This is a genomic window from Rhodopseudomonas infernalis, assembly GCF_022271405.1.
Lineage (GTDB): Bacteria > Pseudomonadota > Alphaproteobacteria > Rhizobiales > Xanthobacteraceae > Rhodopseudomonas > Rhodopseudomonas infernalis.
In genome coordinates this window covers 1-22,265 of the sequence record NZ_JAJNAL010000013.1, presented here as the reverse complement: position 1 = coordinate 22,265, position 22,265 = coordinate 1, and the positions used below count along the sequence as shown (strand labels likewise).

Here is a 22,265-nt window from a genome sequence, read left to right as displayed (position 1 = left end):
ATCTGACCCCGTCATGCCCGGGGCTCAGCCTGCGGCAACGTTCGCGGCTTTTCGTCCTTGCAACGTCGCGCACACCTGCTCCAGCCGTTGCCAGGCGGCTGCATCGCCCGGCAGGCCGAAACGATAACACTGCGGGCTGTGTGTGAAGCCTCGGATCAAAATGCCCGCGCGGGCAAACGCGTCCACCAGGTCACGCCCGTCGTTGTCCTCATAGAGGCCGAACAGATCGGTGCCGCCGCGCGCCGTCAGACCTGCGGCGGTCAGCGTTGCATCCAGTCGCCGGCGATCGGCGGCGAGCCGCTCGCGCGCTGAGGCGATCCACGCTGTATCGCGCATCGCGCGCGTGCCGATCGCGCAGGCGGGGCCGGAGGCGGCCCAGTCGCCGAGCAGATCACGCCACGGCGGCGCATCGCCGGCATTCACCGCCACGAAACCGAGCCGCAATCCCGCGAGGCCGAAGAACTTGCCGAGCGAGCGCAGCACCACGAGGCCGGGCGGCAGCGCCGCGCCGCGGAGCAGCGACAGCTCCGGCCGCACCTCGGCGAAGGCCTCATCGACGACGAGCCGCTTGCCGGACGCGCACCACGTCGCCGCGAAGGCCGCCAAGGTCCCGGCGTCGATGCCGCGGCCGTCCGGATTGTTCGGATTCACCACCACCAGCGCGTCGAGCGCGGCGTCAGGATCGGGCAGGGCGCCGAGTTCGTGCACCCGCGCGCCGGCCGCGCGCCACGCCGCAGCGTGCGAGCTGTAGGTCGGCGTGAGGATGCCGACTTGCGCGGCGGGGCGCGCCGCGAGCACCCGCGGCGTCAGCCGGATCGCGATCTCGCTGCCGGGCGCCGGCAGCATCGCGGCGCCTTGCGGCAGGCCATAAGCATCCGCCGCGGCCGCGCACAGCTCGTGCAGTTCGGTCGCCAGCGGCAGCCGCGCGAACGCCTCCGGCGGCAGCGGCGGCACCGGATAGGCGATCGGATTGATGCCGGTCGACAGGTCGATCCACGGCAGCGGCGCGTCCGGATAGGCCTGGGCGGCGAGATCGACGCGCCCGCCGTGGATCCGCAGCGCCGCCGCAGCGCTGCCGGTCAAGGCGTCACCAGCCAGTAGCCGCCGATCACCAGGATCAGCGCCAGCGTCACGATCACCGCCAGCACCGCGCCGATGATCGCGCCGAGGCCGTGGCCGTCGAGCCAGCTCTGTAGCTTGTTCCCCAGTCCGAGACCCATCGCCTGTCCATTCCTGTCCGATCGGAAGCGACGATGTAGCACGTCGCGCGCCCGGCGCAGCAGCTGTGGTTCTCTCGCCTCGGCATTGACACGGATCAATTGGACGAAGCCGCGCGTCGATCATACGATCGACCAGCCATGCTGCGGCGAATGGAAGTCCCGTGTCCAATCTCGACTGGTTGAAGCAGTTTCCCGCCCTGGCCACGATGCCGGAGGGCGAACGCGCGCCGCTCGCCGGCGGCGCGATGGCGATGAACGCGCCTGCCGGCACCACCGTGTATGCGCCGGGCGAGCCGTGCAACGCTTTCATCCTGGTGATCGACGGCGCGGTGCGGGTGTATCAGCTCGATGCCGACGGCAACGAGATCGTGCTGTATCGGCTCGGCCCCGGCAGCATCTGCATTCTCACCACGCTGGCGCTGCTCGCCTCCGATGCGTACAGCGCCTTCGCGGTGACCGAGACGCCTGTCCATGCGATGGCGCTGCCGGCTGCGACCTTCAACGATCTGATGGCGCGCTCCGCGCAATTCCGCAGCTTCGTGTTCGGCGCCCAGGCGGCGCGGATGGCCGACCTGATGGCGGTGATTCAGAACGTCGCCTTCGCGTCGATCGAGTCGCGGCTCGCGGCGCGGCTGCTGACGCTCGCCGGCGGCGGCGGCGAATTGTCGATCACCCATCAGCAGCTCGCGGCCGAAATCGGCAGCGCCCGCGAGGTCGTCAGCCGGCAGCTCAAGGCGTTCGAACGGCGCGGCTGGGTCAGCCTCGGCCGCGGCCGCGTCGAACTGCGCAACGCCGCGCCGCTGCGCGCCGCCGCCGGGCACTGAATTCATTCGGCGGTGACTTCGTCACAGACCGCTTGTCCCCCGCGCCCTAGACATACGGCGTCACTCAACCAAGCGAGGGGAAAACACGATGTCCGTGAATGTTGGAATGATCGATCGTCTGCTGCGCGCCGTCGTCGGCATCGGCCTGATCTATTGGGCGCTGACCGGTGGCCCGATCTGGGCATGGATCGGCGTCGTTCCGCTGCTCACCGCCGCTGTCGGCTTCTGCCCGGCCTACACGCTGTTCGGCATCCGGACCTGCCCGGTCAAGCAGTCCTGATCGACGCGTTCGTCATCGCTCCCGGAATCGGCTAGAGGCCGATCCGGGAGCTGTTCTCATTCAGGTGAAACCATGCACAAGAACTGGATCGATCTGACGGGCGAATTGTCGACGGCGCTGCGCGAAGTGCGCACTGGCGCGCCCGACGTGATGAAAGGGTTTTCGGCGATCGCGCAGGCGGCGCTCAAGGCCGACGCGCTCGATACCAAGACCAAGGAGCTGATCGCCCTCGCGATCTCGGTCGCGACGCGCTGCGACGGCTGCATCGGTTTCCACGCCGAGGCCGCGGTGAAGCAGGGCGCCACCCGCGACGAGATCATGGAGACGATGGGAATGGCCATCTACATGGGCGCCGGCCCCAGCGTGATGTACGCCGCCCAGGCCGTCGAAGCGTACGATCAGTTCGCCAAGAAGAAGGCGGCGGCTGCGGCGACACCGGCGTGAGCACGCGCCGCCGTTTCCATGCGTAGCAAAGCGCCTCGCCCCTTGTAGGGTGGGCAAAGGCGCATAGCGCCGTGCCCACGCGCCGGGCTCTTCCGCGTGGGCTTCGCTTCGCTCAGCGCCACCCTACGGGGGGAGCCGAGCCTCAGTGCTCGCATGGCTTTCATCGCTCGCCCAAGAGCACTGACCAACCCTCTCCCCGCAAGAGCGTGGCGAGGGAGCTCGCCGTGCTTGGGGCGAGAACCCATGCGGGCCGAGGGGAGCTCGCCACTGTGCGTTCCTGTCATCACCTTCGCATTCCGCTGTGCGACACTCGCAACGGCCTCGCAGCGGCGCGGGTTGCGTCGCCGCGCGGGCTGCGTCATATGGTCTGCTCTTGTTCCAGAGAGTGACCCATGGCGCACCCGATCCAGGACGTTCTGCAAGCCTTCGCTGCCGGCGAAATCGTCGTCGTCACGGATGATGATGATCGCGAGGGCGAGGGCGATCTCGTCGTCGCCGCCTCGTTGTGCACGGCCGAGAAGATGGCGTTCATCATCCGCCACACGTCGGGCATCGTCTGTGCGCCGATCACCATGGACGACGCCCGCCGGCTGCGGCTCGATCCGATGGTGGCGCACAACGACAGCAACCACACCACCGCCTTCACGGTGTCGATCGACTACAAGCCCGACAACGGCACCGGCATCTCGGCCGATGAGCGCGCGTCGTGCTGCCGCGCGCTGGCCAACCCGAACGCCGGCGCCGCCGACTTCGCACGGCCGGGCCACATCTTCCCGCTGATCGCCCGCGACGGCGGCGTGCTGATGCGCTCGGGCCATACGGAGGCCGCGGTCGATCTGTGCCGGCTCGCCAGTCTGCCGCCGGTCGGCGTCATCAGCGAGTTGATGAACGACGACGGCACCGTCACCAAGGGCGCACAGGTCGTTGAATTCGCCAAGAAGCACAACCTCAAGCTGGTCACCATCGCCGACCTGATCGCTCATCGTCAGGCGCGCGAGAAGCTGATCGAGCGGGTTGCGACGTTCCCGCTGGAAAGCCCGATCGGCCCGATGCAGGGCTACGCCTATCGGTCGCCGTTCGATTCCATCGCCCACGTCGCCTGCGTCTACAACGGCATCGGCGACGGGCGGAACGTGCTGACGCGGTTTCACAAGCCGAACATCGTCAAGGAGATCTTCACCGGTGCGCGGCGCATGGAAGCTGTGCTCGAGCATTTCAAGAAGAACGGTTCCGGCGTGCTGGTGTATCTGCGCGACGGCGCTGCCGGCGTTCCGGTCGCGCCGATCGACGAACCGAAATCGGCCGAGGCCGATCGCCACCGGCAGTGGCGCGAGATCGGAGTCGGCGCACAGATCCTGCGCGATCTCGGCGTGTCCTCGATCCGCCATCTCACCTCGTCGCAATTCGACTACAAGGGCCTGTCAGGGTTCGGCATCGAGATCGTGTCGAACGAGCACCTTGAAGGCACCTGACCAACGTTTTAGCTTCAGCTCGTCGCGACATGCGGCGGCGTCGTGAAAGGATGATCGATGAGCGTTCGCGCGCAAACCAAGGACAAGCCGGTTCCCGCGAGTTTCAAGTGGGACGATCCGCTGCTCCTGGAAGATCAGCTCACTGAAGACGAGCGGATGATCCGCGACACCGCGCGCGCCTACGCTCAGGACAAGCTGCTGCCGCGCGTGTCGCAGGCGTATCTTGAAGAGAAGACCGATCGCGAGATCTTCAACGAGATGGGCTCGCTCGGCCTGATCGGCATCACGCTGCCGGAAGACTACGGCTGCGCCAACGCCAGCTACGTCGCCTACGGCCTGGTGGCGCGCGAGATCGAGCGCGTCGACAGCGGCTATCGCTCGATGAACTCGGTGCAATCGTCGCTGGTGATGTATCCGATCTACGCCTATGGCGACGAAACCCAGCGGAAGAAGTATTTGCCCAAGCTCGCGTCCGGCGAGTGGGTCGGCTGCTTCGGTCTCACCGAGCCGGATGCCGGTTCCGATCCGGGCGGCATGAAGACCAAGGCCGAGAAGGTCGCCGACGGCTATCGGCTCTCAGGCTCGAAGATGTGGATCTCGAACGCGCCGATCGCCGACGTGTTCGTGGTGTGGGCGAAGTCCGCCGCGCACGACAACCAGATCCGCGGCTTCATTCTCGAAAAGGGCATGAAGGGTCTGTCGGCGCCGAAGATCGGCGGCAAGCTGTCGCTCCGCGCCTCGATCACCGGCGAGATCGTGATGGACGGCGTCGTCGTGCCGGAAGAAAACCTGCTGCCGAACGTCTCCGGCCTCAAGGGCCCGTTCGGCTGCCTCAACCGCGCCCGCTACGGCATCTCCTGGGGCGTGATGGGCGCTGCTGAAGATTGTATGCACCGCGCCCGGCAGTACACGCTGGACCGCAAGCAGTTCAACCGTCCGCTCGCCGCCACCCAGCTGGTGCAGAAGAAGCTCGCCGACATGGAGACCGAGATCTCGCTCGGCCTACAGGCCAGCTTGCGCGTCGGCCGGCTGATGGACGAGGGCCGGTTCGCGCCGGAGATGATCTCGCTGATCAAGCGCAACAATTGCGGCAAGGCCCTCGACATCGCCCGCGTCGCCCGCGACATGCACGGCGGCAACGGCATCCAGATCGAGTACCACGTGATGCGCCACGCCCAGAACCTCGAGACGGTCAACACCTACGAGGGCACCCACGACGTCCACGCCCTGATCTTGGGCCGTGCCATCACAGGGCTGCAGGCGTTTTCGTAAGCCTCGGTGTGGGCCGCGCCGGCGCCCACCCGTAAACGTCATCGCCCGCGCAGGCGGGCGACCCAGTATCCCAGGGCGTTTACTATTGGGGGGGACGGTGATTACTGGATCCCCCGCATTCGCGGGGGATGACGGCCGAGGGGGAACGCGGCGATAGCTAACCCATCGCGACGACCAAGATGGGTTTCGCTGACGCTCAACCCATCCTACGAACTAACAACAACAAACATCACCGGGAAACGCATGAGCGACGCCAGCGACACTTCGGACGACGTTCCGTTCAATCGCGACTTCCCGCTGAAAGCCGGCGTCGTCGAGGAGATCAGACCCGGGCTGCGCCGCGTTCTCTGCAACAATCCGTCGCCGTTCACCTTCACCGGCACGGTCAGCTACATCGTCGGCACCGGCAAGGTCGCGATCATCGATCCCGGTCCGGACGACGAGGCGCACGCGCAGGCGCTGATCGATGCGGTGAAGGGCGAGACCGTCACCCACATCCTCGTCACCCACACCCACAAGGATCATTCGCCCGGCACGCCGCGCCTCAAGGCCGCGACCGGCGCGACGGTCTATGCCGAAGGCCCGCACCGCGCCTCGCGGCCGTATTTCGAGAGCGAGACGGTGTCGACCGAATCCGGCGCCGACCGCGCCTTCCGGCCCGACGTGACGATCCGCGACGGCGATGTCATCGAAGGCGATGGCTGGGCGGTCGAAGCGGTGGCGACCCCGGGCCACACCGCCAACCACATGGCGTTCGCCTGGAAAGAGCGCGACGCGATCTTTGTCGGCGATCACGTGATGGGCTGGTCGACCTCGATCGTGGCGCCGCCGGACGGCTCGATGGTCGACTATATGACCTCTCTCGACCGCCTGATCGCGCGCGACGAGCAGCTGTATCTGTCCGGCCACGGCGCCGAGATCCTCGAGGGCCCGCGCTACTCGCGTTTCCTCAAGCGCCACCGCGTCGCCCGCGAAGCCTCGATCCTGCACCGCCTCGGCAAGGGCGAGACCGACATCCCCACCATGGTCCGCGCCATCTACATCGGCATCGACCCCCGCCTGATGGGCGCCGCCGGCTACTCCGTCCTTGCCCATCTCGAAGACCTCGTGACCCGCGGCATCGTGGCCACCGAGGGCGATCCGCTGATCGGCGGAAGGTACCGGTTGGCGAAGTAACACGCACTGCCTCGTAGGATGGGTTGAGCGCAAGCGAAACCCATCGCCACCACGCCGCACTGACGTGATGGGTTTCGCTGCGCTCAACCCATCCTACAGCCGCTTTTGTCAGGCAGAATCTCGCCACCAGCACAGCGCAACCTCTCCCGCTTGCGGGAGAGAGCCTGCCCTCGGGCTTGACCCGAGGGTCGACGCGCGTAGCGCGGCGGGTGAGGGCACTCCTCTCCGCGAGTCGCTGAGTCACTGCCTGGGGCGCCCTCACCCCAGCCCTCTCCCGCAAGCGGGAGGGCGAGCGCGCTGTGCTTGGGGCAAGGTGGCAACCAAAATCGCGACGCGCGCGCCGCCTACTTCTTCGGCGCCGCCTTACCCTTCGCGGGCTGCTTCGGTGCGGGCTCCGGCTTCGGCGCGGGTGCATTTTCCGCGGCGGTAGTGATGTCTTCGCTGAGCTTGGCGATGCGCGCGGCGTTGCTGCCGAGGTCGCTTTCGAAATAGCGCGAGGCGGAGCGGATATCGATCCGGGCGCCGTCGCCGTCGGGCAGCACGCGGATCGTGACGTCCTCGGGCAGGCACATCACCTCGGTGCGCGCCACCGCTTCGATATGGCCCTCGCGCCGCGGCGGCTGCGGCGGCCGAGAATCCACCACGCGCCATTTGCGGCGGTTGACCAGATTGAGCGTGATGTCATAGGCGCGCTGCACCGGCAGGTCGACCTGCACGGTCTCGAGATTCGGATAGGCGGCGCGCTGCAGCTCGGCCGAATACAGCCCGGCATAGACCGCGGTGTTGACGCCGTCGCCGACCCGCAGCCGCGCCAGCGTCTCGAACTTCGGCGGGTCGATCGCGTCGGTGGTGATGTCGTGGATCTTCGGCAGGCTGCGATATTTCCAGCCGAGATAGGCCGGATAAGCCAAAATCATCACGTCGATCAGCAGCGCCAGCAGAATGCGCGCCATGCCGCGGGAGCCGTTCTGCCAGATCGCCGCGAAGCCGGCCAGCGCCAGCACGATCGACAGCCCGGCCAGCGCCAGCGCGCCGAAGAAGGTGACGATCGCGGGCCGCACTTCGAGGAAGTCGAACCGCACCACCAGCGTCGATACCACCGCGGCGATCGCGGCGAACACCGCGAGCCGGCGCGCCCACACCGCGAGGCTCGACACGGGCTCCATTTGATAGGGAGCGGAAAATCTGCGCGCCATCGGGTCCGTTCTGCCGGGTTGGAGCCGCATCGCCGGCAATCCCGCCGCGCTGCAACGGTCCGTTGAGATCATGGACGGCGGCTGATTTCAAGATGCGGCGACGCTTGTGTGTGCCACCGCCCAGAGAATGCCGATCATCTGCGCGGTTTTGCTTGGCCTGCCTCGGCCAAGTGCTGCAGCCGCTTCACGAGTTGCTTGATCCAAACGTCGCCGTATTGCTCGACGATGGATTGCTCGCACCCGTCGGCGCTCAGCTGGATCTGCGACCAAAGGCTGCGCCCCTTGTCGGACAGAAAGACCACGACCTTCCGTCGATCGCTGCTGTGAGGAGTGCGATAAATCAGGGCCTCTCCGACCATGTGATCGACCGTGCGGGTCGCCGTCGGCATACTCAGCAGCGCGGCCTCCGCGAGCTCGGTCATCGTCCAGCCGGCGCCGTCGGCGAGATGCGTGAGAATCCGCCAGTGTTCGAGTGCAATGCCGTAGCTTGCAAGTTCCGCCGCAAGGGCTTGGCTCATCCGGTGACTGGCGACGGCGAGCATGTATTCGAGGTTCGGCCGGGGCATCGAATTCTCAATCATCTTCGGAATCAGTTTTTCCTGCGCTGATAGCTTACCTGATTGGCGGAAAAGGAGCTGATGGAAGGTTTGTGGTTGGCACGAAAATTGGATAGCGAGAGTCATGTTCGCGGAGGATTGCATGATGCGCACGGGTAGCGGCAGCGTGATCAAGATCGGACTAATGACGCCACAAAGTGGGCCGATCGGTCTTTATGGTCCATCCTCGATCGACTGTGCGAAGCTTGCGGTCGAAGAAATCAATGCGGGAGGCGGCCTGTTCGGAAGTCGTCTGGAACTGGTGTTTGGTGACGGCGGGGCTCGTCCGGAGCGCGTCGTCGCCGATACGTCGCATATGATCGAAGAGCACCGCATCCGCGCGATGATCGGCTCTCATGTGAGTCCCAATCGAGACGCTCTGGTCAGTGCGATCGGAGGCCGCATTCCTTATGTCTATACGACGCTTTACGAAGGCGATCAGTATTCGTTCGGCGTCTTCATGTGCGGCGAGACGCCAGTCCAGCAACTCGACCCGCTGATTGTCTGGCTTCGATCGAATCGCGACGCCCGCAAATGGTTCATCGTCGCCAACGACTATAGTTTTCCGCTCAAATCCTGCCGGATCGCCAAGGACTATATCGCGCAGGCGGACGGCGAGATCGTCGGCGAGGAATATCTCCCGCTCTACACCGAGGATTATCACGCGACATTGCGGCGGATCGAGCGGAGTCGCGCCGATGCGGTGCTGATCTATCTCGTCGGTATGGACGCAATTGTGTTTAATCGCCAATTCAGCTCGGTCGGACTCCACCGCAAGATCGCCCGAGCTGCCCCCGTGCTCTGTGAGAATACTCTGTTGGGGATAGGATGCGACGCTGTCGACAACATGTATTCGACAGCGGGTTTCACCAATCATCTGCAGACGAATTCCGGGGGACGCTTCCGCGACAGCTACCGTCGAAGGTTCGGGCCGGGCGCGCCTGTCCCGAACCGATTCGGCGTGTCTTGTTACGAAGGCCTGCATCTGCTCAAGGCGCTCGCGGAGCAGGCTGGCAGTCTTGATCTGTACAAGATGCAGGCGTTCGCGGACGGGTTGGCTATCTCGACTCCTCGCGGCGATTGCCGAATGCAGTCCAACCACCTCGGTGCGCCGATTCATCTCGTGGAGGCGAGGGGCTACGATCTCTGCGCGCTCGAAGATGTCGGCTACCGCACCGCGACCTCTCGATCCATCCAGATCACTTCCCCCGTCGTGATGGGCAACGCCTGAGAGCCCGCGACCGCGAACCGATAATATCTGAAACCGAAATATTTTCACTTGAAAATAAATTCTGGCCGGCTGTATGTTGACCTCGCCTGAGGAGGTGACATATGGCCGACTACAAACTCATTCCGTCCAGGACCGCGCTCGTAAACGTCGATATGCAGAATGCCTTCGTCGAGGGCACGCCCCTGGCGGCGCCCGACGGCGTGGCTCTGCTGCCCCAGGTGAACCGGCTGGCTTCGGCCTGTCGCGAGGCGGGCATGATGGTGATCCATACGCTTCATGTCACCCGCGCGGACGGCTCGAACCACGGCACGATGGGCGAACTGATCGAACCGGTCAGGGCGGGCTATATCAACGAAGGCACCGAGACGGCGAAGCTTCATCCGGGAGTCGAGGTCGGCCCCCGGGACATCATGCTCTACAAACCTCGCTACGGCTCGTTCACCGGCACCGATCTGGATCAGATCCTACGATCGAACGGAATCGACAGCATCATCGTAACGGGCATCTGTACCAATATTTGCTGCGAAACCACGGCGCGAGAAGCGGGGATGAGGGACTATCATGTGTTCTTCCCCAGCGACGGCACCGAAACGTTCCCCGCTGGCGGGCTGACCGTCGAGGAAATCAAGAAGGCGACGCTGGCGACGCTGGGTGTGGCGTTCGCCAAGATCCTGACAATCGACGAAACGATCGCCGCGATCCGCACAAATTCGAACCAGCCCGGCGTTGAGGCCGTCGTCTGAGCGGGTCTTTCGCGCAGCAAGGGAAGGGGCTGCCGAACGGCAGCTCCGGTCTGCGTGGTCGACACACGTTTTCGACTGAACACTCTGATCCACGGTCCGGTGCGCCAGGGCTCCTCGGAGAGGTTGCGACGCCGGCAACGAAGCTTGGCCGTCTCGGAGTCTGGGTCGCGTAGCGAACCTGTACAATCGCCGCATTCCGTACGACAAGGTCCTATCCCGCCCGGCCAGCCTCGGCCGCAAATCCAGGGGAGTAGGAACTTTGCGCCGCGTGACCGTGTCGAAATCAGAGCTGATGCCCAAGGGCGATGACGAAGTCTTTCGTACCTTCATTCACGACTTTCTGGCGTTCAGCGCGCGCGTCGATCAATGTCGCGCCGGTTTCGGCGATCGTCTCGGCATCTCCGGCATCGCCTACACGACGTTGATCTCGGTGGCGCATCTGCAGGGCGAGGAGGGCGTCGGCGTCAGCCGCATCGCCGAGCATCTGCATCTGTCCGGCGCCTTCGTCACCATCGAGGTCTCCAAGCTGGTCAAGGCCGGCCTCATTCACAAGCGGGCCAATCAGGAAGACCGTCGCCGCGTGCTACTCACGGTGACGCCGAAGGCGCGCAAGTTGCTGGAGCAGCTCGTCGAGATCCAGGCGCCGGTCAACGACGCGTTGTTCGACTGCCTCAGCGGGCCGGAATTTCGCCAGCTCGCGTCGATGATGGCGCGGCTGGTCGCCTGCGGCGACAAGGCCGTGACGCTGATGAGCTTCCTCACTGCGCCTTCGACGCTCGCGGCCGAGTCCACGCGCAAAATGTCGCGGCGGCGCTGAAGCCCGCTCGTCTTCCGCACGACAATTCAAGTTGATCCTGCGTTTCCGGCGCTGGCGGCGCTTGGCCGTGCCCAAATCGATGTCGCACTGCCGCATCTTTTCTCAGAGATTGCCTCGCATTCGCGCTTGACTAGCTTTTTATAATAGCTTTGGATCAAAGGTAATTCGAGCGAGGGTTGATGACGCAAGGTGTGCGGGAATTTCGATCGGCGTTGTCGCAGTTCGCGACCGGCGTCGCCGTGATCACGGCGCGCGGCGGGGCTGGCGTGCCGATCGGCATGACGATGAGTTCGTTCAATTCGGTGTCGCTCGATCCGCCGCTGGTGCTGTTCAGCGTCGACCGCCGTGCACTCAGCCTGCCTGCGATGCAGGCGGCCGAGGGCTACGCGGTCAACATCCTCAGCCGCGGCCAGGAGGCGTTGTCGAACCAGTTCGCCAAGGCCGCGACCGACAAATGGAGCGACGTCGCACATTCGCTCGGCCATGCCGAGGCGCCGCTGCTGGCGGGGGCGCTCGCGCATTTCGAGTGCGCGCCTTACGCGCAGTACGACGGCGGTGATCATGTGATTTTCGTCGGCCGCGTGGTGCGTTTCAGCGCGCGCGACGACGAGGAGCCGTTGGTGTTTTTCCGCGGCAAGTATCAGAGCCTGAGCCGGCAGGGTGGCAGCGAGCCGATGTGGCCGCTGCCGATCCACTACTGACCCGGGCGAGCACAGCATAAGGAAGCGTGTGACGATGAAGACAGGACAACAACACATTGCCGGCCTCCGCGACGGACGCGCCGTGTTCATCGACGGCCGTCGGGTCGACGACACCACGCGGCATCCGGCGTTTCGCAACGCGATCCAGTCGGTAGGCAAGCTGTTCGACTTCGCCGCCGATGAAGCCAATCGCGAGCTGATGACCTTCGCGACTCCGGCCGGCCGCGCCAACCGGATCTGGCAGCTTCCCGAGACCTTCCAAGAGCTTCGCCAGCGCCGCACCGCGCTGGAAGAGTGGGGCGGGCTCCATGCCGGCTTCCTCGGCCGCGCGCCGGATCACGTCGCCTCCTGCATCGCCGGCATGTATATGGGGCTGGATCAGTTCGAGGCCTACGACAAGGATCGCGCCAAGGCGCTCGCCGATTACTACACCTATGCGCGCGACAACGACCTGTACCTGACCTACGTCATCATCAATCCGCAGGCCGACCGCTCCAAGAGCGCCGCCCAGCAGAAGGATGCGTTCCTCACCACCGGCGTGGTCGATCAGGACGCCGAAGGCATCACCGTGCGCGGCGCCAAGATGCTGGCGACCGGCGGCATCATGGCCGATGAAGTCTTCGTCACCTGCATCCAGCCGCTGCAGCCGGGCGACGAGCCCTATGCGCTGTCCTTCGCGATCCCGATGAACAGCAAGGGCCTGCAGATCCTGTCACGCAAGTCCTACGAGGCGTCGTCGCAATCGGTGTTCGACAATCCGCTGTCGAGCCGCTTCGACGAGAACGACGCGGTGCTGTATTTCGACGACGTGAAAGTGCCGTGGGATCGCATCTTCGTCTACAAGAACCTGGAAATGTGCCAGAAGCAGTTCCACGCGACGCCGGCGCACGTCTATCAGAACTATCAGGCGATGGTCCGGCTGTCGGTGAAGGTGCGCTTCCTGATCGGCATGGCGCGGCGGATCGCCGAGACCAACGGCGTGCTCGGCTTCCCGCAGGTTCGCGAGACGCTTGGTCAGCTCGCCGCCGAGGGCGGCATGGTCGACGCCTTCGTGGCCGCGATGGAAATCAAGGGCACCAAATACGGCCGCTACTATGTGCCGGATCGCCACACGCTGTATGCGGCGCAGACCCTCACTCAGCAGCTGTATTCCAAGATCCTCAACACGCTGCGCGAACTCGCCGGCGGCGGCATGATCATGTTGCCGTCCTCGGTGCAGGATCTCGCCAATCCGGAGATCGCCGCGCTGGTCGAGAAGACCCAGCAGTCGCCTGCGGCGAGCGCGACCGACAAGGTCAAGTTCTACAAGCTGGCCTGGGACGCGGTCGGCTCGGAATTCGCCTCGCGCCATCAGCAGTACGAGATGTTCTACGCCGGGGCGACCTTCGTCACCAAGAACCATTCGTTCCGCACCTACGACTGGGACGCCGCCGGCGGCCTCGTCACCAACATGCTGTCCAGCTACGAGCTCGCCGACGAGCTGAAAACCTCGCAAGCCGCCTGATCAGGAGCGCACCATGCCAGTCAACAAAATCCACGACGAGTTCCGGGCGGTCGACATGACCACCGGCTGGGAAGTCCCGGCCGGCTATCCCAAGGGCATCCAGCAGAAGATCCTGTCCGGCGGCCTCGACGAAGAAAACCACCGCGGCTCGCGCAGCCGCCTGCTGCGGTTCGAGCCGGGCGAGTTCACCACCAAGCCGTTCGTGCACGAGTACTGGGAAGAGGTGTTCCTGGTCTCCGGCGACCTGACCGTCGGCAACGACGAGAACGGCAATGGCGGCGAGAGCTTCAAGCCGTTCACCTACGCCTGCCGTCCGCCGGGCGCGTTCCACGGTCCGTTCAAGTCCGAGACCGGCTGCGTGCTGTTCGAACTGCACTACTTCGACCCGGTCTAAGGCACGCGATGACGGACAGCTTCACCAGCACTTTCGGCGGCCATCGCCGCGGCGTCCGGGCGACCACGTCCGGGCTCGCGGCGGCGTGCGGAGATCGGGCATGATCGCGCAGCAGTTGATCAACGGCCTGATGCTCGGCTCGATCTATGTGCTGGTGGGGGTGTCCTTCACGCTCGCGATCGGCATCCTCAACTTCCTCAACTTCTCCATCCCCGGCCTGTTCATGATCGGCGGCATGGTGAGTTGGGTGCTGCTCACGCAGGGCTGGCACTGGGCCTTCGCGATCGCCGGCGCTCTCGCGGCGGCCGCGCTGGTGTCGCTCGCGGTCGAGCAGCTGTCCTATCGCCGCACCCGCGGCGCCGATCCGGAAGTGCCGCTGGTGTCGTCGCTCGGCTTTCTGGTGCTTCTCGAGAATCTCGTGCTGGTCGGCGTCGGCTCCGATCAGCAGACGTTTCCGTCGCTGCTCGGCGATTTCAACTTCCGCATCGGCGGCCTGGTGATCGGCGCCGCGCAGGCGATCAGCCTGGTGCTGACCTTTGCGCTGGTGGTCGGGCTGTCGTTCCTGCTCGGCAAAACCAATCTCGGCCGGCAGATCCGCGCGATCGCCGAGAGCCGCTCGACCGCGGTGCTGCTCGGCGTCGATGTCGGCCGGCTGGTGCCGAAGATCTTCGTGCTCACCGCATTATTCACCGCGCTCGGCGGCGTGATGTTCGCGCTCAGCTATCTGCAGGTGTCGCCGTTCATGGGCGAGGGCGTCGGCTTCAAGGGTGTCGCCGCGATGATCATCGGCGGCATGGGCAGCGTCTGGGGCGCGGTGATCGGCGGGCTGATCATCGGCCTGATCGAGGTCGGGTCGATCTGGGCGTTCGGCGCCGACACCGTCAACATCGCGGTCTATGGCTCGCTGCTGGTGCTGCTGATCCTGCGGCCGCACGGGCTGTTCGGCAAGCCGGCGATCCGGGAGAAGCTGTGATGAGCGGCTATCAGACCGGCGTCCTGATCATCCTGTGCTTCAACATCATGGCGGCCTATGCGGTGTATCTGCCGCTGGTCGCCGGCCAGCTCAATCTCGGCATCGCCGGCTTCATGGCGATCGGCGCCTACACGGCGGCGTATCTCACCAACGAGATGGGCTGGTCGCTGATCACGGCGATCCCGAGCGGCGGCCTGGCGGCCGGCGCGCTGGCGCTGCTGGTCGCGGTACCGATCCTGCGCACCCACGGCATCTATCTGGCGCTCGCCACCTTCGCGCTCGGCCAGGTGATTTCGGCGGTGTTCCTCAATCTCGAAGTGGTCGGCGCCGCGGCCGGCTATCCGGTCTCGACCTACGCGTCGCCGGTCTCGGTGTTCTCGGTCACGGCTGCGGTCGTGCTGTTCGTGGTCGGGCTGTCGCAGACCCGCTTCACGCTGTATCTCACCGCCATCAAGAACGACCGGCTGGTCGCCGATCTGCTCGGCCTGAAGGTCTGGGGCCTGCAGGTCGCGGCGTTCACGCTCGGCGCGGCGATCGCCGGCATCGGCGGTGGGCTCTACGCGCATCACTTCAGTTTCATCGAGGCGCAGCATTTCAGCGTTCAGCTGAGCATCTACACGGTGCTGTACGTGCTGCTCGGCGGCACCCAGACGGTGTGGGGGCCATTGGTCGGCGCGCTGTTCTTCAGCGTGGTGCCGGAACTGCTGCGCGCCGGTGAGGCGTGGCGCTACGTGCTGTTCGCGGTGCTGATCGTCGGCTTCATGGCGGTGCGGCCGCAAGGTCTGGTCACCCCGGCGTCGCTGCGCAGCCTCGGCCGCCTGTTCAAACGCAAGCCCGCGGGAGCGCAGCCATGACCGCACCGGCTCCGCTGCTCGCACTGGAGAACGTGTCGAAATCGTTCGGCGGCCTGCACGTCATCCGCGACCTCAGCTTCACGGTGGCGCGCGGCCAGACCGTCGGGCTGATCGGCCCGAACGGCGCCGGCAAGACCACGGCGTTCAACATGGTCAGCGGCGTGTTCCGTCCCGATGTCGGCAAGGTGTCGTTCGAAGGGCGTGACATCACCACCATGGCGTCGCGCCGCCGCATCAAGCTCGGCATCGCGCGCAGCTTCCAGAATGTGCGGCTGATGCAGCATCTCACGGTGTGGGAGAACCTGCTGGTCGGCCAGCACGTCCGCGCCTCCGGCCTGCTCAATCTGCTGACGCCGTTCCGGCTGATCCCCAACCATCGCTGGCGGCGCGACGCGGTCGCGGCGCTCGATGAGATGGGGCTCGGCGCCTATGCCGACGCCATGGTCAGCGAGCTGCCCTACGGCATCCGCAAGCGCATCGATCTGGTCCGCGCCACGCTCGCCGGCGCCTCGCTGCTGATGCTCGACGAGCCGGCGGCCGGCCTCAACCCGGTCGAAACCCAGGCGCTCACCGCGCATCTGGAAGCGCTGAAGGCGCGCGGCATCACGCTGTTGATCGTCGAGCACGACATGCATTTCGTCGGCACGATCTGCGACCACGTCGTGGTGCTGAATTTCGGCAGCAAGATCGCCGAGGGGCCGCTCTCTGTGGTGCAGCACGATGTCGTGGTGCGCACTGCCTATCTCGGCGCGGAGCAGGCGGCATGAGCGCGATCCTCTCGGTTTCCGACCTCACCGTCGCCTATGGCGGCGTCACCGCGCTCGACGGCGTCTCGCTCACCGTCGAGGAGGGCGAGATCGTCACCGTGCTGGGCGCCAACGGCGCCGGCAAGACCACGCTGCTGCTCGGCATCATGGGGGCCGTGCCCGCCGTGCGGGGCTGCATCCAGTTCCGCGATCAGGATCTGTCGCGCGCGCGTCCGCACACGCGATTGGCGCAGGGGCTGGTGCTGGTCCCCGAGGGCCGCCAGGTGCTGGTGTCGCTGACCGTCGAGGAGAACCTCTTGCTCGGCGCGCATCTGCGCCGCGACAGGCATGCGGTGCGCAGCGAGATCGACGCGATCTACGAGCGCTTCCCCAATCTCGGCCAGCGCCGCCACGTCGCCGCCGCGACGCTGTCCGGCGGCGAGCAGCAGATGGTGGCGATCGGCCGCGCGATGGTGGCGCGGCCGCAGGTGCTGATGCTGGACGAGCCGTCGCTCGGCCTGTCGCCGCTGTTCGTCTCCAAGGTGTTCGACCTGATCCAGGAAATGAACCGCAGCGGCCTGACCATCGTGCTGGTCGAGCAGAACACCGGCAAGGCGCTGTCGGTCGCGCACAGCGCCACGGTGCTCGAGCTCGGCAAGGTCGCAGTGGCCGGCCCGTGCGAGTCACTGCGTAACGATCGCCGGCTGCTCGACGCTTATCTCGGCGGCGGCAGCGACGAGACGCCGGATACGCCGCAGCCGATGCGGGCGAACTCTCACTAAGTCAGAGGAAGAAGGAGCAGGGTTGATGAAGGCGACGGGGATCATTGCAGCGGGCTTGGCGCTGGGACTCATGAGTGTTGCAGGCAATGCGAGCGCAGCGGACTTGGTACTCGGCTTCTCGATGGCCAAGACCGGTCCCTATGTCAGCCTCGCCAATACCAACGAGGTTGCGGTCGACATGGCGGTCGACGAGATCAACGCCAAAGGCGGCGTCGGCGGCAACAAGATCAAGCTGGTGAAGTTCGACACCGGCGGCGATCCGAAGCAGGCCGCGCTGGCTGTGCGCCAGTTCGCCGAGGACAACAAGGCGCTGGCGGTGATCGGCCCGTTCTCGTCCGGCGAAGTCCGCGTCGCGTTCCCGGCCGGCGAGCGTCTCGGCATCGTGCAGATGTCGATGTCGTCCTCGGCGCCCGGCCTGACCAAGGGCTTCAGCTACGCGTTCCGCAACACCCGCGACGAGAAGACCGTGATCGACGAGGTGCTGGCGACGCTGCGCGACAAGAAGCTGCCGATGAAGACCGGCGCCACGGCGTTCGCGACCGACGACACCGTGTCGAAGTCGATCGGCACCGCGGTGCTGCCGGTGCTGTTCACCAAATACGGCGTCGAGAGCAAGGGCGCGGTCGACTTCCAGTACAACGCTTTCGATCTGTCGCCGCAGGTCTCGCAGCTCGCGCAGATGAAGCCGGACATCATCGGCCTCGGCGCGCCGCCGGAAGCCGCCGTCAACCTCGCCAAGGAGCTGAAGCGTCAGGGCGTCACCGCCCGCCTGATCGCCGGCACAACCGTCGCCGATCCGGATCTGCCGAAGCGCATGGCCGGCGCCGGCGAACTGATGACGATCGGCACCACCTTCTTCGCCGAGCTGAACGACCGGACCAAGGCGTTCGCCAAGGAGTTCGCCAAGCGCACCTCTGCGGCCGGCATGACCCGCCAGGAGCCGAACCAGCAGGACGCCTCGGCCTACGACATCGTCTATCTGCTGGCCGAAGCGATGAAGACCGCGTCGGTCACCGGCGCGGCCGACAAGGCCGCGGCCGAACGCACCGCTATCCGCGATGCGCTGGCCAAGATCAAGAACCTGCCGGCGCTCGAAGGCGCGATCTCGTTCGGCGATGATCACGACGCGATCAAGCCGATCTACGTGATCGAGGCCAAGGACCAGCACTGGACGCTACTCGACACCCGCAAGGGCGAGTAGTCTACTCATCGCGTCGTGCGGGCGGTCCCGCACGACGCTGTTTCCCTTCATCCTGCGAGAACCGTCCATGTATGCCGCTCCCATCGATGTCGTCGTTCACGAACAGGGCCGCGAGGTGCCGCGATCGGTCCAGATCGGCGATCTGATCATCGCCGGCTGGACCGGCCGCGATCCGGTGGCGCGCGACAAGCACATCAAGGAACTGGAAGAGCTCGGCATTGCGCCTCCGGCTTCGACCCCGATCTACTACCGCGTCGCCGCAAGCCGGCTGACGACGCGCACCGCGATCGAGGTCAGCGACGAGAATTCCAGCGGCGAAGTCGAGTTCGTGCTGATCAAGTCCGGCGGCCAGCTGTATGTCGGCGTCGGCTCGGACCACACCGACCGCAAGGTCGAGACCTACAACATCACTGTCTCGAAGCAGATGTGCGACAAGCCGGTCGCGCCCGAGCTGTGGGCGTTCGATGACGTCGCGGCGCACTGGGATCAGCTCGTGCTGCGCTCCTTCGCAACCATCGGCGGCGAGCGCGTGCTGTATCAGGAAGGCACCCTCTCCGGCATGCTGCCGCCGGCCGAGCTGATCGAGCGCGAATTCGGCAAAGATGGAATGCCCAACGGCGCCGCGATGTTCGGCGGCACCTTCGCGGCGAAGGGCGGCATCCGCCCCGCCACCCGCTTCGACTACGAACTCACCGACCCGGTCCTGAACCGCACCATCAGCAGCGGGTATGAGGTACGGACGTTGCCGGTGTTGGGCTGATCGGAGTTAGTTCTTCAAGGCGAAGCACAGCGTAGCCCCAAGCACAGCGCGCCCCCTCTCCCGCCTGCGGGAGAGGGCTAGTGTGAGGGCGCCCCGGGCGCGGTGCTTGGGGACCCCCACCCCCGACCCCTCCCCGCAAGGGGGAGGGGAGCAGAGCACAGCGCGCTCCCTCTCCCGCTTGCGGGAGAGGGTTGGGGTGAGGGCGACGCAGGCAGTGAGTCTGCGCCGCGTGCCGCTGACTACGCCGCCGCCCCCGGCAGCGTGTAGGTCTTGAACTGATCGCGCAGCGCGGTCTTGAGGATCTTGCCGGTCGCCGTATGCGGGATGGCGTCGACGAACACGATGTCGTCGGGCATCCACCATTTGGCGATCTTGCCGTCCATGTATTGCAGGATCTCGTCGCGGGTGCAGGTGACGTCGGGCTTGAGCTGGCAGATCAGCAGCGGCCGCTCGTCCCATTTCGGGTGATACACGCCGATCACCGCGGCTTCCGCCACCTTGGGGTGGCCGACCGCGAGGTTCTCGAGGTCGATCGACGAGATCCACTCGCCGCCGGACTTGATCACGTCCTTGGAGCGGTCGGTGATCCGCATATAGGCGTCCTTGTCGATCGTCGCGACGTCGCCGGTGTCGAAGAAGCCGGTCTCGTCGAGGATCTCCTTGTCGACGCGGTAATACGCCTTGGCGATCGCCGGGCCCGACACCTTGAGCCGGCCGAAGGTCTTGCCGTCCCACGGCACGTCCTTGCCGGCGTCGTCGGTGATCTTCATCTGCACGCCGAACGGCGGATAGCCCTGGGTCGCCAGGACGTCGAGCCTTGCGTCGCCGGTGGTCTGGTCGAACGGGGGCTTCAGCGTGGCGAGGGTGCCGAGCGGGCTCATCTCGGTCATGCCCCAGGCGTGGCGGGCTTCGGCACCCATGTCGACGAACGCCTTGATCATTGAGCGCGGCATCGCCGAGCCGCCGCACACCACCATCTTCAGGTCCGGCAGCGTCAGCTTCTCCTTCTGCATGTGCTGCAGCAGCATCAGCCAGACGGTCGGCACACCGGCCGTATGCGTCACCTTCTCGGTCGACAGCAGCTCGTAGACCGAGGCGCCGTCGAGCTTGGCGCCGGGCATCACCAGCTTGGTGCCCATCGACGGCGCCGAGAACGCGATGCCCCAGCTGTTGGCATGGAACAGCGGCACCACCGGCAGCATGGTGTCGGCGGCGCGGGTGCCGAGCGCGTCCGGGTTGTTGGCCATCAGCGCGTGCAGCACGTTGGAGCGGTGCGAATACAGCACGCCCTTCGGGTCGCCGGTGGTGCCCGAGGTGTAGCACATCGCCGCCGCGGTGTTCTCGTCGAAGGTCTTCCATTCGAAGTCGCCGTCGGCTTCCTTCAGCCATTCCTCATAGGCGACGACGTTCTTCAGCGTGGTCTGCGGCATGTGCGCGGCGTCGGTGAGCACCACGTAGCGCTCGATGCTCGGCATCTGGTCGGCGATCTTCTCCAGCACCGGGATGAAGGTGAGGTCGGTGATCATCACCCGGTCCTGGGCATGATTCACGATCCAGGCGATCTGGTCCGGAAAAAGCCGTGGATTGACCGTATGGCAAATCGCGCCGATTCCCATAATACCGTACCAGCATTCGAGATGCCGGGCGGTGTTCCAGGCGATCGTCGCGACGCGGTCGCCGAGCTTGATGCCGGCGCGGTCCAGCATCTGGCTCACCTTCAGCGCCCGTTGATGGATCTGCGCATAGGTGGTGCGGACGATTGGACCCTCGACCGACCGGGTGACCACCTCCTGGTTGCCGTGGACCTGAGCCGCGTGCTCGATGATCCGATGACACAGCAAAGGCCAGTCTTGCATCAGTCCCAGCATCCGAATTTTCCTCCTGATTGTTATCCCCTCGGGATTGTGGGCGACATTAGCGCGGTCGCGGCCCGCGGAAAACTGTTCTGTCGCAATCTGTTCCGCGGCAAAGCGCCGGCGCTGGCGATGCTGATCGCGGTACTGACGCTCGGCGCGCCGGGCGCCGAGGCGCGTGAGCGGATTCCGCTGCCGAAGCCGCGCCCGGCGGCGGCTCCGCAGCCGGACGAGCGCGCGGCCGCCACAGAGGCGGACAAGCCGGATGCCGGCCGGCCGGAGGGCGAACCGCAGCGGGCCGAGGCCGAGAGCGCGAAGCCGCAGCCGGCGCCGCCGAGCGCCTGCAGGCTGGCGCTGACCGAGCAGATCGCCATCGCCCCGAGTATTCCTGATATCACCGGGCCGGGCGGTTGCGGTGGCACCGATCTGGTCAAGCTCGAGGCGATCGTGTTGCCCGATGGCACCCGCGTGGCGATGACGCCGGCGGCGATCCTGCGCTGCCCGATGGCGGCGGAGCTGGCCGACTGGGTCCGCAGCGACGTGGCGCCGATCGCGACGTCGCTGGAATCGCGGCTCGCCGCGCTCGATAATTTCGATTCCTACGAATGCCGTGGCCGCAACCGGGTGCGCGGCGCCAAGCTCAGCGAGCACGGCAAGGCCAACGCGATCGACATCCGCGGTCTCAAGCTCGCCAGCGGGCGGATGGTGTCGCTGACCGATCGCGCCAGCCCGCGCGCGGTGCGCGAGAGCGTGCGGCAGTCGGTATGCGACCGCTTCGCCACCGTGCTCGGCCCCGGCTCCGACGGCTATCACGAGGACCACATCCACCTCGACCTCGCGCAGCGGCGCCGGGACTATCGGATGTGCCAGTGGGACGTACTCGAGCCGATGCCCCAGATCGCGCCGCTGCTGCCGGCGGAGCGTCCTGCCGAGGCTCCGCCGCGGGACGTCGCCGCCGATCGCCCGCAGGACCGCGAGCCAACGCGCGAACCGGCCCGCGCCGCTCCGCCGGAGCAGGCCGAGCCGGAGACCGCCGAGCCAGCCGCTCAACCCGAAGCGCCGCCACCGGTGGCCAAGAAAACCAAGGCGAAGCCGAAGAAGCCCCGGGGTGAGCGGCCGCCCGAGCTGCGCTAGTCAGCGCAACCTCTCCCGCTCGCGGGAGAGGTTGGATCGCGCAGCGATCCGGGTGAGGGCACTCCGTTCCGCGAGTCGCTGAGTCAGTGCTC

At 66.0% G+C, this 22,265-nt stretch carries 24 protein-coding genes; 19 read left to right on the top strand and 5 right to left on the bottom strand.

Annotated features, from left to right (window positions below; translation table 11 throughout):
• Positions 1–24: 24 nt before the first annotated feature.
• The gene (gene cobD, locus LPW26_RS11225; protein WP_238735201.1) at positions 25–1,083 is read right to left on the bottom strand and encodes a threonine-phosphate decarboxylase CobD; all 1,059 of its coding nucleotides are present in this window, start codon (positions 1,081–1,083) and stop codon (positions 25–27) included.
• Entirely contained in the window at positions 1,080–1,220 is a 141-nt protein-coding gene (locus LPW26_RS11220; protein WP_238735198.1) for a hypothetical protein, read from the bottom strand. The genes cobD and LPW26_RS11220 overlap by 4 nt, the downstream gene beginning before the upstream one ends.
• Positions 1,221–1,426: 206 nt before the next feature.
• On the opposite strand from LPW26_RS11220, the gene LPW26_RS11215 reads away from it, so the two are divergent.
• The 6 genes from LPW26_RS11215 to LPW26_RS11190 all read left to right on the top strand — a co-directional run bounded on the left by LPW26_RS11215 (position 1,427) and on the right by LPW26_RS11190 (position 6,688).
• Complete coding sequence (locus LPW26_RS11215; protein WP_238735319.1) at positions 1,427–2,044, top strand: Crp/Fnr family transcriptional regulator; 618 nt, start codon at positions 1,427–1,429, stop codon at positions 2,042–2,044.
• Positions 2,045–2,132: 88 nt separating this feature from the next.
• Positions 2,133–2,324, top strand: coding sequence for a YgaP family membrane protein (locus LPW26_RS11210; RefSeq protein ID WP_238735196.1), 192 nt, complete (start codon positions 2,133–2,135; stop codon positions 2,322–2,324).
• A 72-nt stretch (positions 2,325–2,396) separates the two neighbouring features.
• On the top strand, positions 2,397–2,768 hold the full coding sequence (locus tag LPW26_RS11205; RefSeq protein WP_238735194.1) for a carboxymuconolactone decarboxylase family protein: 372 nt from the start codon (positions 2,397–2,399) through the stop codon (positions 2,766–2,768).
• A 392-nt stretch (positions 2,769–3,160) separates the two neighbouring features.
• Positions 3,161–4,240 (top strand): 3,4-dihydroxy-2-butanone-4-phosphate synthase, encoded by a 1,080-nt coding sequence (gene ribB, locus LPW26_RS11200; RefSeq protein ID WP_238735192.1) that lies wholly within the window; start codon positions 3,161–3,163, stop codon positions 4,238–4,240.
• Between the two features lie 57 nt (positions 4,241–4,297).
• Complete coding sequence (locus LPW26_RS11195; protein WP_238735190.1) at positions 4,298–5,512, top strand: acyl-CoA dehydrogenase; 1,215 nt, start codon at positions 4,298–4,300, stop codon at positions 5,510–5,512.
• A 243-nt stretch (positions 5,513–5,755) separates the two neighbouring features.
• Positions 5,756–6,688 (top strand): MBL fold metallo-hydrolase, encoded by a 933-nt coding sequence (locus LPW26_RS11190; RefSeq protein ID WP_238735189.1) that lies wholly within the window; start codon positions 5,756–5,758, stop codon positions 6,686–6,688.
• Between the two features lie 344 nt (positions 6,689–7,032).
• Here the strand turns inward: LPW26_RS11190 and LPW26_RS11185 are convergent, their stop codons facing one another.
• Both LPW26_RS11185 and LPW26_RS11180 read right to left on the bottom strand, forming a co-directional pair.
• Positions 7,033–7,884, bottom strand: coding sequence for a DUF1499 domain-containing protein (locus LPW26_RS11185; protein WP_238735188.1), 852 nt, complete (start codon positions 7,882–7,884; stop codon positions 7,033–7,035).
• Positions 7,885–8,018: 134 nt separating this feature from the next.
• Positions 8,019–8,615 carry a MarR family winged helix-turn-helix transcriptional regulator gene (locus LPW26_RS11180; protein ID WP_238735187.1) on the bottom strand — a complete coding sequence of 199 codons (597 nt, stop codon included), beginning with the start codon at positions 8,613–8,615 and terminating at the stop codon, positions 8,019–8,021.
• On the opposite strand from LPW26_RS11180, the gene LPW26_RS11175 reads away from it, so the two are divergent.
• From LPW26_RS11175 to LPW26_RS11120, 12 genes are all read left to right on the top strand, one after another.
• The gene (locus LPW26_RS11175; RefSeq protein WP_238735186.1) at positions 8,587–9,711 is read left to right on the top strand and encodes a substrate-binding domain-containing protein; all 1,125 of its coding nucleotides are present in this window, start codon (positions 8,587–8,589) and stop codon (positions 9,709–9,711) included. The two genes, LPW26_RS11180 and LPW26_RS11175, sit on opposite strands and share 29 nt — an antisense overlap.
• A 101-nt stretch (positions 9,712–9,812) precedes the next feature.
• Complete coding sequence (locus tag LPW26_RS11170; RefSeq protein WP_238735185.1) at positions 9,813–10,454, top strand: cysteine hydrolase family protein; 642 nt, start codon at positions 9,813–9,815, stop codon at positions 10,452–10,454.
• A gap of 268 nt (positions 10,455–10,722) precedes the next feature.
• Positions 10,723–11,271 (top strand): MarR family winged helix-turn-helix transcriptional regulator, encoded by a 549-nt coding sequence (locus LPW26_RS11165; protein ID WP_238735184.1) that lies wholly within the window; start codon positions 10,723–10,725, stop codon positions 11,269–11,271.
• Between the two features lie 179 nt (positions 11,272–11,450).
• A complete protein-coding gene (locus tag LPW26_RS11160) occupies positions 11,451–11,972 on the top strand; it encodes a flavin reductase family protein (RefSeq protein ID WP_238735183.1) in 522 nt (173 codons plus the stop codon).
• A 34-nt stretch (positions 11,973–12,006) separates the two neighbouring features.
• Positions 12,007–13,476, top strand: coding sequence for a 4-hydroxyphenylacetate 3-hydroxylase family protein (locus LPW26_RS11155; protein ID WP_238735181.1), 1,470 nt, complete (start codon positions 12,007–12,009; stop codon positions 13,474–13,476).
• 13 nt (positions 13,477–13,489) lie between these two features.
• Positions 13,490–13,870, top strand: coding sequence for a cupin domain-containing protein (locus tag LPW26_RS11150; RefSeq protein WP_238735180.1), 381 nt, complete (start codon positions 13,490–13,492; stop codon positions 13,868–13,870).
• Positions 13,871–13,970: 100 nt separating this feature from the next.
• Positions 13,971–14,843, top strand: coding sequence for a branched-chain amino acid ABC transporter permease (locus LPW26_RS11145; RefSeq protein WP_238735179.1), 873 nt, complete (start codon positions 13,971–13,973; stop codon positions 14,841–14,843).
• On the top strand, positions 14,843–15,697 hold the full coding sequence (locus LPW26_RS11140) for a branched-chain amino acid ABC transporter permease (protein ID WP_238735178.1): 855 nt from the start codon (positions 14,843–14,845) through the stop codon (positions 15,695–15,697). The genes LPW26_RS11145 and LPW26_RS11140 overlap by 1 nt, the downstream gene beginning before the upstream one ends.
• On the top strand, positions 15,694–16,464 hold the full coding sequence (locus tag LPW26_RS11135) for an ABC transporter ATP-binding protein (protein ID WP_238735176.1): 771 nt from the start codon (positions 15,694–15,696) through the stop codon (positions 16,462–16,464). The genes LPW26_RS11140 and LPW26_RS11135 overlap by 4 nt, the downstream gene beginning before the upstream one ends.
• Positions 16,461–17,225, top strand: coding sequence for an ABC transporter ATP-binding protein (locus LPW26_RS11130; RefSeq protein WP_238735175.1), 765 nt, complete (start codon positions 16,461–16,463; stop codon positions 17,223–17,225). The genes LPW26_RS11135 and LPW26_RS11130 overlap by 4 nt, the downstream gene beginning before the upstream one ends.
• A gap of 25 nt (positions 17,226–17,250) precedes the next feature.
• Positions 17,251–18,426, top strand: coding sequence for an ABC transporter substrate-binding protein (locus LPW26_RS11125; protein ID WP_238735174.1), 1,176 nt, complete (start codon positions 17,251–17,253; stop codon positions 18,424–18,426).
• A gap of 67 nt (positions 18,427–18,493) precedes the next feature.
• Positions 18,494–19,186, top strand: coding sequence for a DUF2848 domain-containing protein (locus LPW26_RS11120; RefSeq protein ID WP_238735172.1), 693 nt, complete (start codon positions 18,494–18,496; stop codon positions 19,184–19,186).
• Positions 19,187–19,425: 239 nt separating this feature from the next.
• Here the strand turns inward: LPW26_RS11120 and LPW26_RS11115 are convergent, their stop codons facing one another.
• Positions 19,426–21,054 carry a fatty-acid--CoA ligase gene (locus LPW26_RS11115; RefSeq protein WP_238735170.1) on the bottom strand — a complete coding sequence of 543 codons (1,629 nt, stop codon included), beginning with the start codon at positions 21,052–21,054 and terminating at the stop codon, positions 19,426–19,428.
• A gap of 117 nt (positions 21,055–21,171) precedes the next feature.
• Between LPW26_RS11115 and LPW26_RS11110 the strand changes: the two genes are divergently transcribed.
• Positions 21,172–22,173 carry an extensin-like domain-containing protein gene (locus tag LPW26_RS11110; protein WP_238735168.1) on the top strand — a complete coding sequence of 334 codons (1,002 nt, stop codon included), beginning with the start codon at positions 21,172–21,174 and terminating at the stop codon, positions 22,171–22,173.
• The last annotated feature ends 92 nt before the right edge of the window (positions 22,174–22,265 follow it).

Excerpts from the sequence above, each read along its gene's own strand:
- LPW26_RS11130 (WP_238735175.1), top strand. The coding sequence starts at position 16,461 with ATGAGCGCGATCCTCTCGGTTTCCGACCTCACCGTCGCCTATGGCGGC.
- LPW26_RS11160 (WP_238735183.1), top strand. The coding sequence starts at position 11,451 with ATGACGCAAGGTGTGCGGGAATTTCGATCGGCGTTGTCGCAGTTCGCG.
- LPW26_RS11145 (WP_238735179.1), top strand. The coding sequence starts at position 13,971 with ATGATCGCGCAGCAGTTGATCAACGGCCTGATGCTCGGCTCGATCTAT.
- LPW26_RS11170 (WP_238735185.1), top strand. The coding sequence starts at position 9,813 with ATGGCCGACTACAAACTCATTCCGTCCAGGACCGCGCTCGTAAACGTC.
- LPW26_RS11155 (WP_238735181.1), top strand. The coding sequence starts at position 12,007 with ATGAAGACAGGACAACAACACATTGCCGGCCTCCGCGACGGACGCGCC.
- LPW26_RS11210 (WP_238735196.1), top strand. The coding sequence starts at position 2,133 with ATGTCCGTGAATGTTGGAATGATCGATCGTCTGCTGCGCGCCGTCGTC.
- LPW26_RS11195 (WP_238735190.1), top strand. The coding sequence starts at position 4,298 with ATGAGCGTTCGCGCGCAAACCAAGGACAAGCCGGTTCCCGCGAGTTTC.
- ribB (WP_238735192.1), top strand. The coding sequence starts at position 3,161 with ATGGCGCACCCGATCCAGGACGTTCTGCAAGCCTTCGCTGCCGGCGAA.
- LPW26_RS11190 (WP_238735189.1), top strand. The coding sequence starts at position 5,756 with ATGAGCGACGCCAGCGACACTTCGGACGACGTTCCGTTCAATCGCGAC.
- LPW26_RS11125 (WP_238735174.1), top strand. The coding sequence starts at position 17,251 with ATGAAGGCGACGGGGATCATTGCAGCGGGCTTGGCGCTGGGACTCATG.
- LPW26_RS11215 (WP_238735319.1), top strand. The coding sequence starts at position 1,427 with ATGCCGGAGGGCGAACGCGCGCCGCTCGCCGGCGGCGCGATGGCGATG.
- LPW26_RS11150 (WP_238735180.1), top strand. The coding sequence starts at position 13,490 with ATGCCAGTCAACAAAATCCACGACGAGTTCCGGGCGGTCGACATGACC.
- LPW26_RS11115 (WP_238735170.1), bottom strand. The coding sequence starts at position 21,054 with ATGCTGGGACTGATGCAAGACTGGCCTTTGCTGTGTCATCGGATCATC.
- LPW26_RS11205 (WP_238735194.1), top strand. The coding sequence starts at position 2,397 with ATGCACAAGAACTGGATCGATCTGACGGGCGAATTGTCGACGGCGCTG.
- LPW26_RS11135 (WP_238735176.1), top strand. The coding sequence starts at position 15,694 with ATGACCGCACCGGCTCCGCTGCTCGCACTGGAGAACGTGTCGAAATCG.
- LPW26_RS11140 (WP_238735178.1), top strand. The coding sequence starts at position 14,843 with ATGAGCGGCTATCAGACCGGCGTCCTGATCATCCTGTGCTTCAACATC.
- LPW26_RS11120 (WP_238735172.1), top strand. The coding sequence starts at position 18,494 with ATGTATGCCGCTCCCATCGATGTCGTCGTTCACGAACAGGGCCGCGAG.
- LPW26_RS11220 (WP_238735198.1), bottom strand. The coding sequence starts at position 1,220 with ATGGGTCTCGGACTGGGGAACAAGCTACAGAGCTGGCTCGACGGCCAC.
- LPW26_RS11185 (WP_238735188.1), bottom strand. The coding sequence starts at position 7,884 with ATGGCGCGCAGATTTTCCGCTCCCTATCAAATGGAGCCCGTGTCGAGC.
- LPW26_RS11175 (WP_238735186.1), top strand. The coding sequence starts at position 8,587 with ATGCGCACGGGTAGCGGCAGCGTGATCAAGATCGGACTAATGACGCCA.
- LPW26_RS11110 (WP_238735168.1), top strand. The coding sequence starts at position 21,172 with ATGCTGATCGCGGTACTGACGCTCGGCGCGCCGGGCGCCGAGGCGCGT.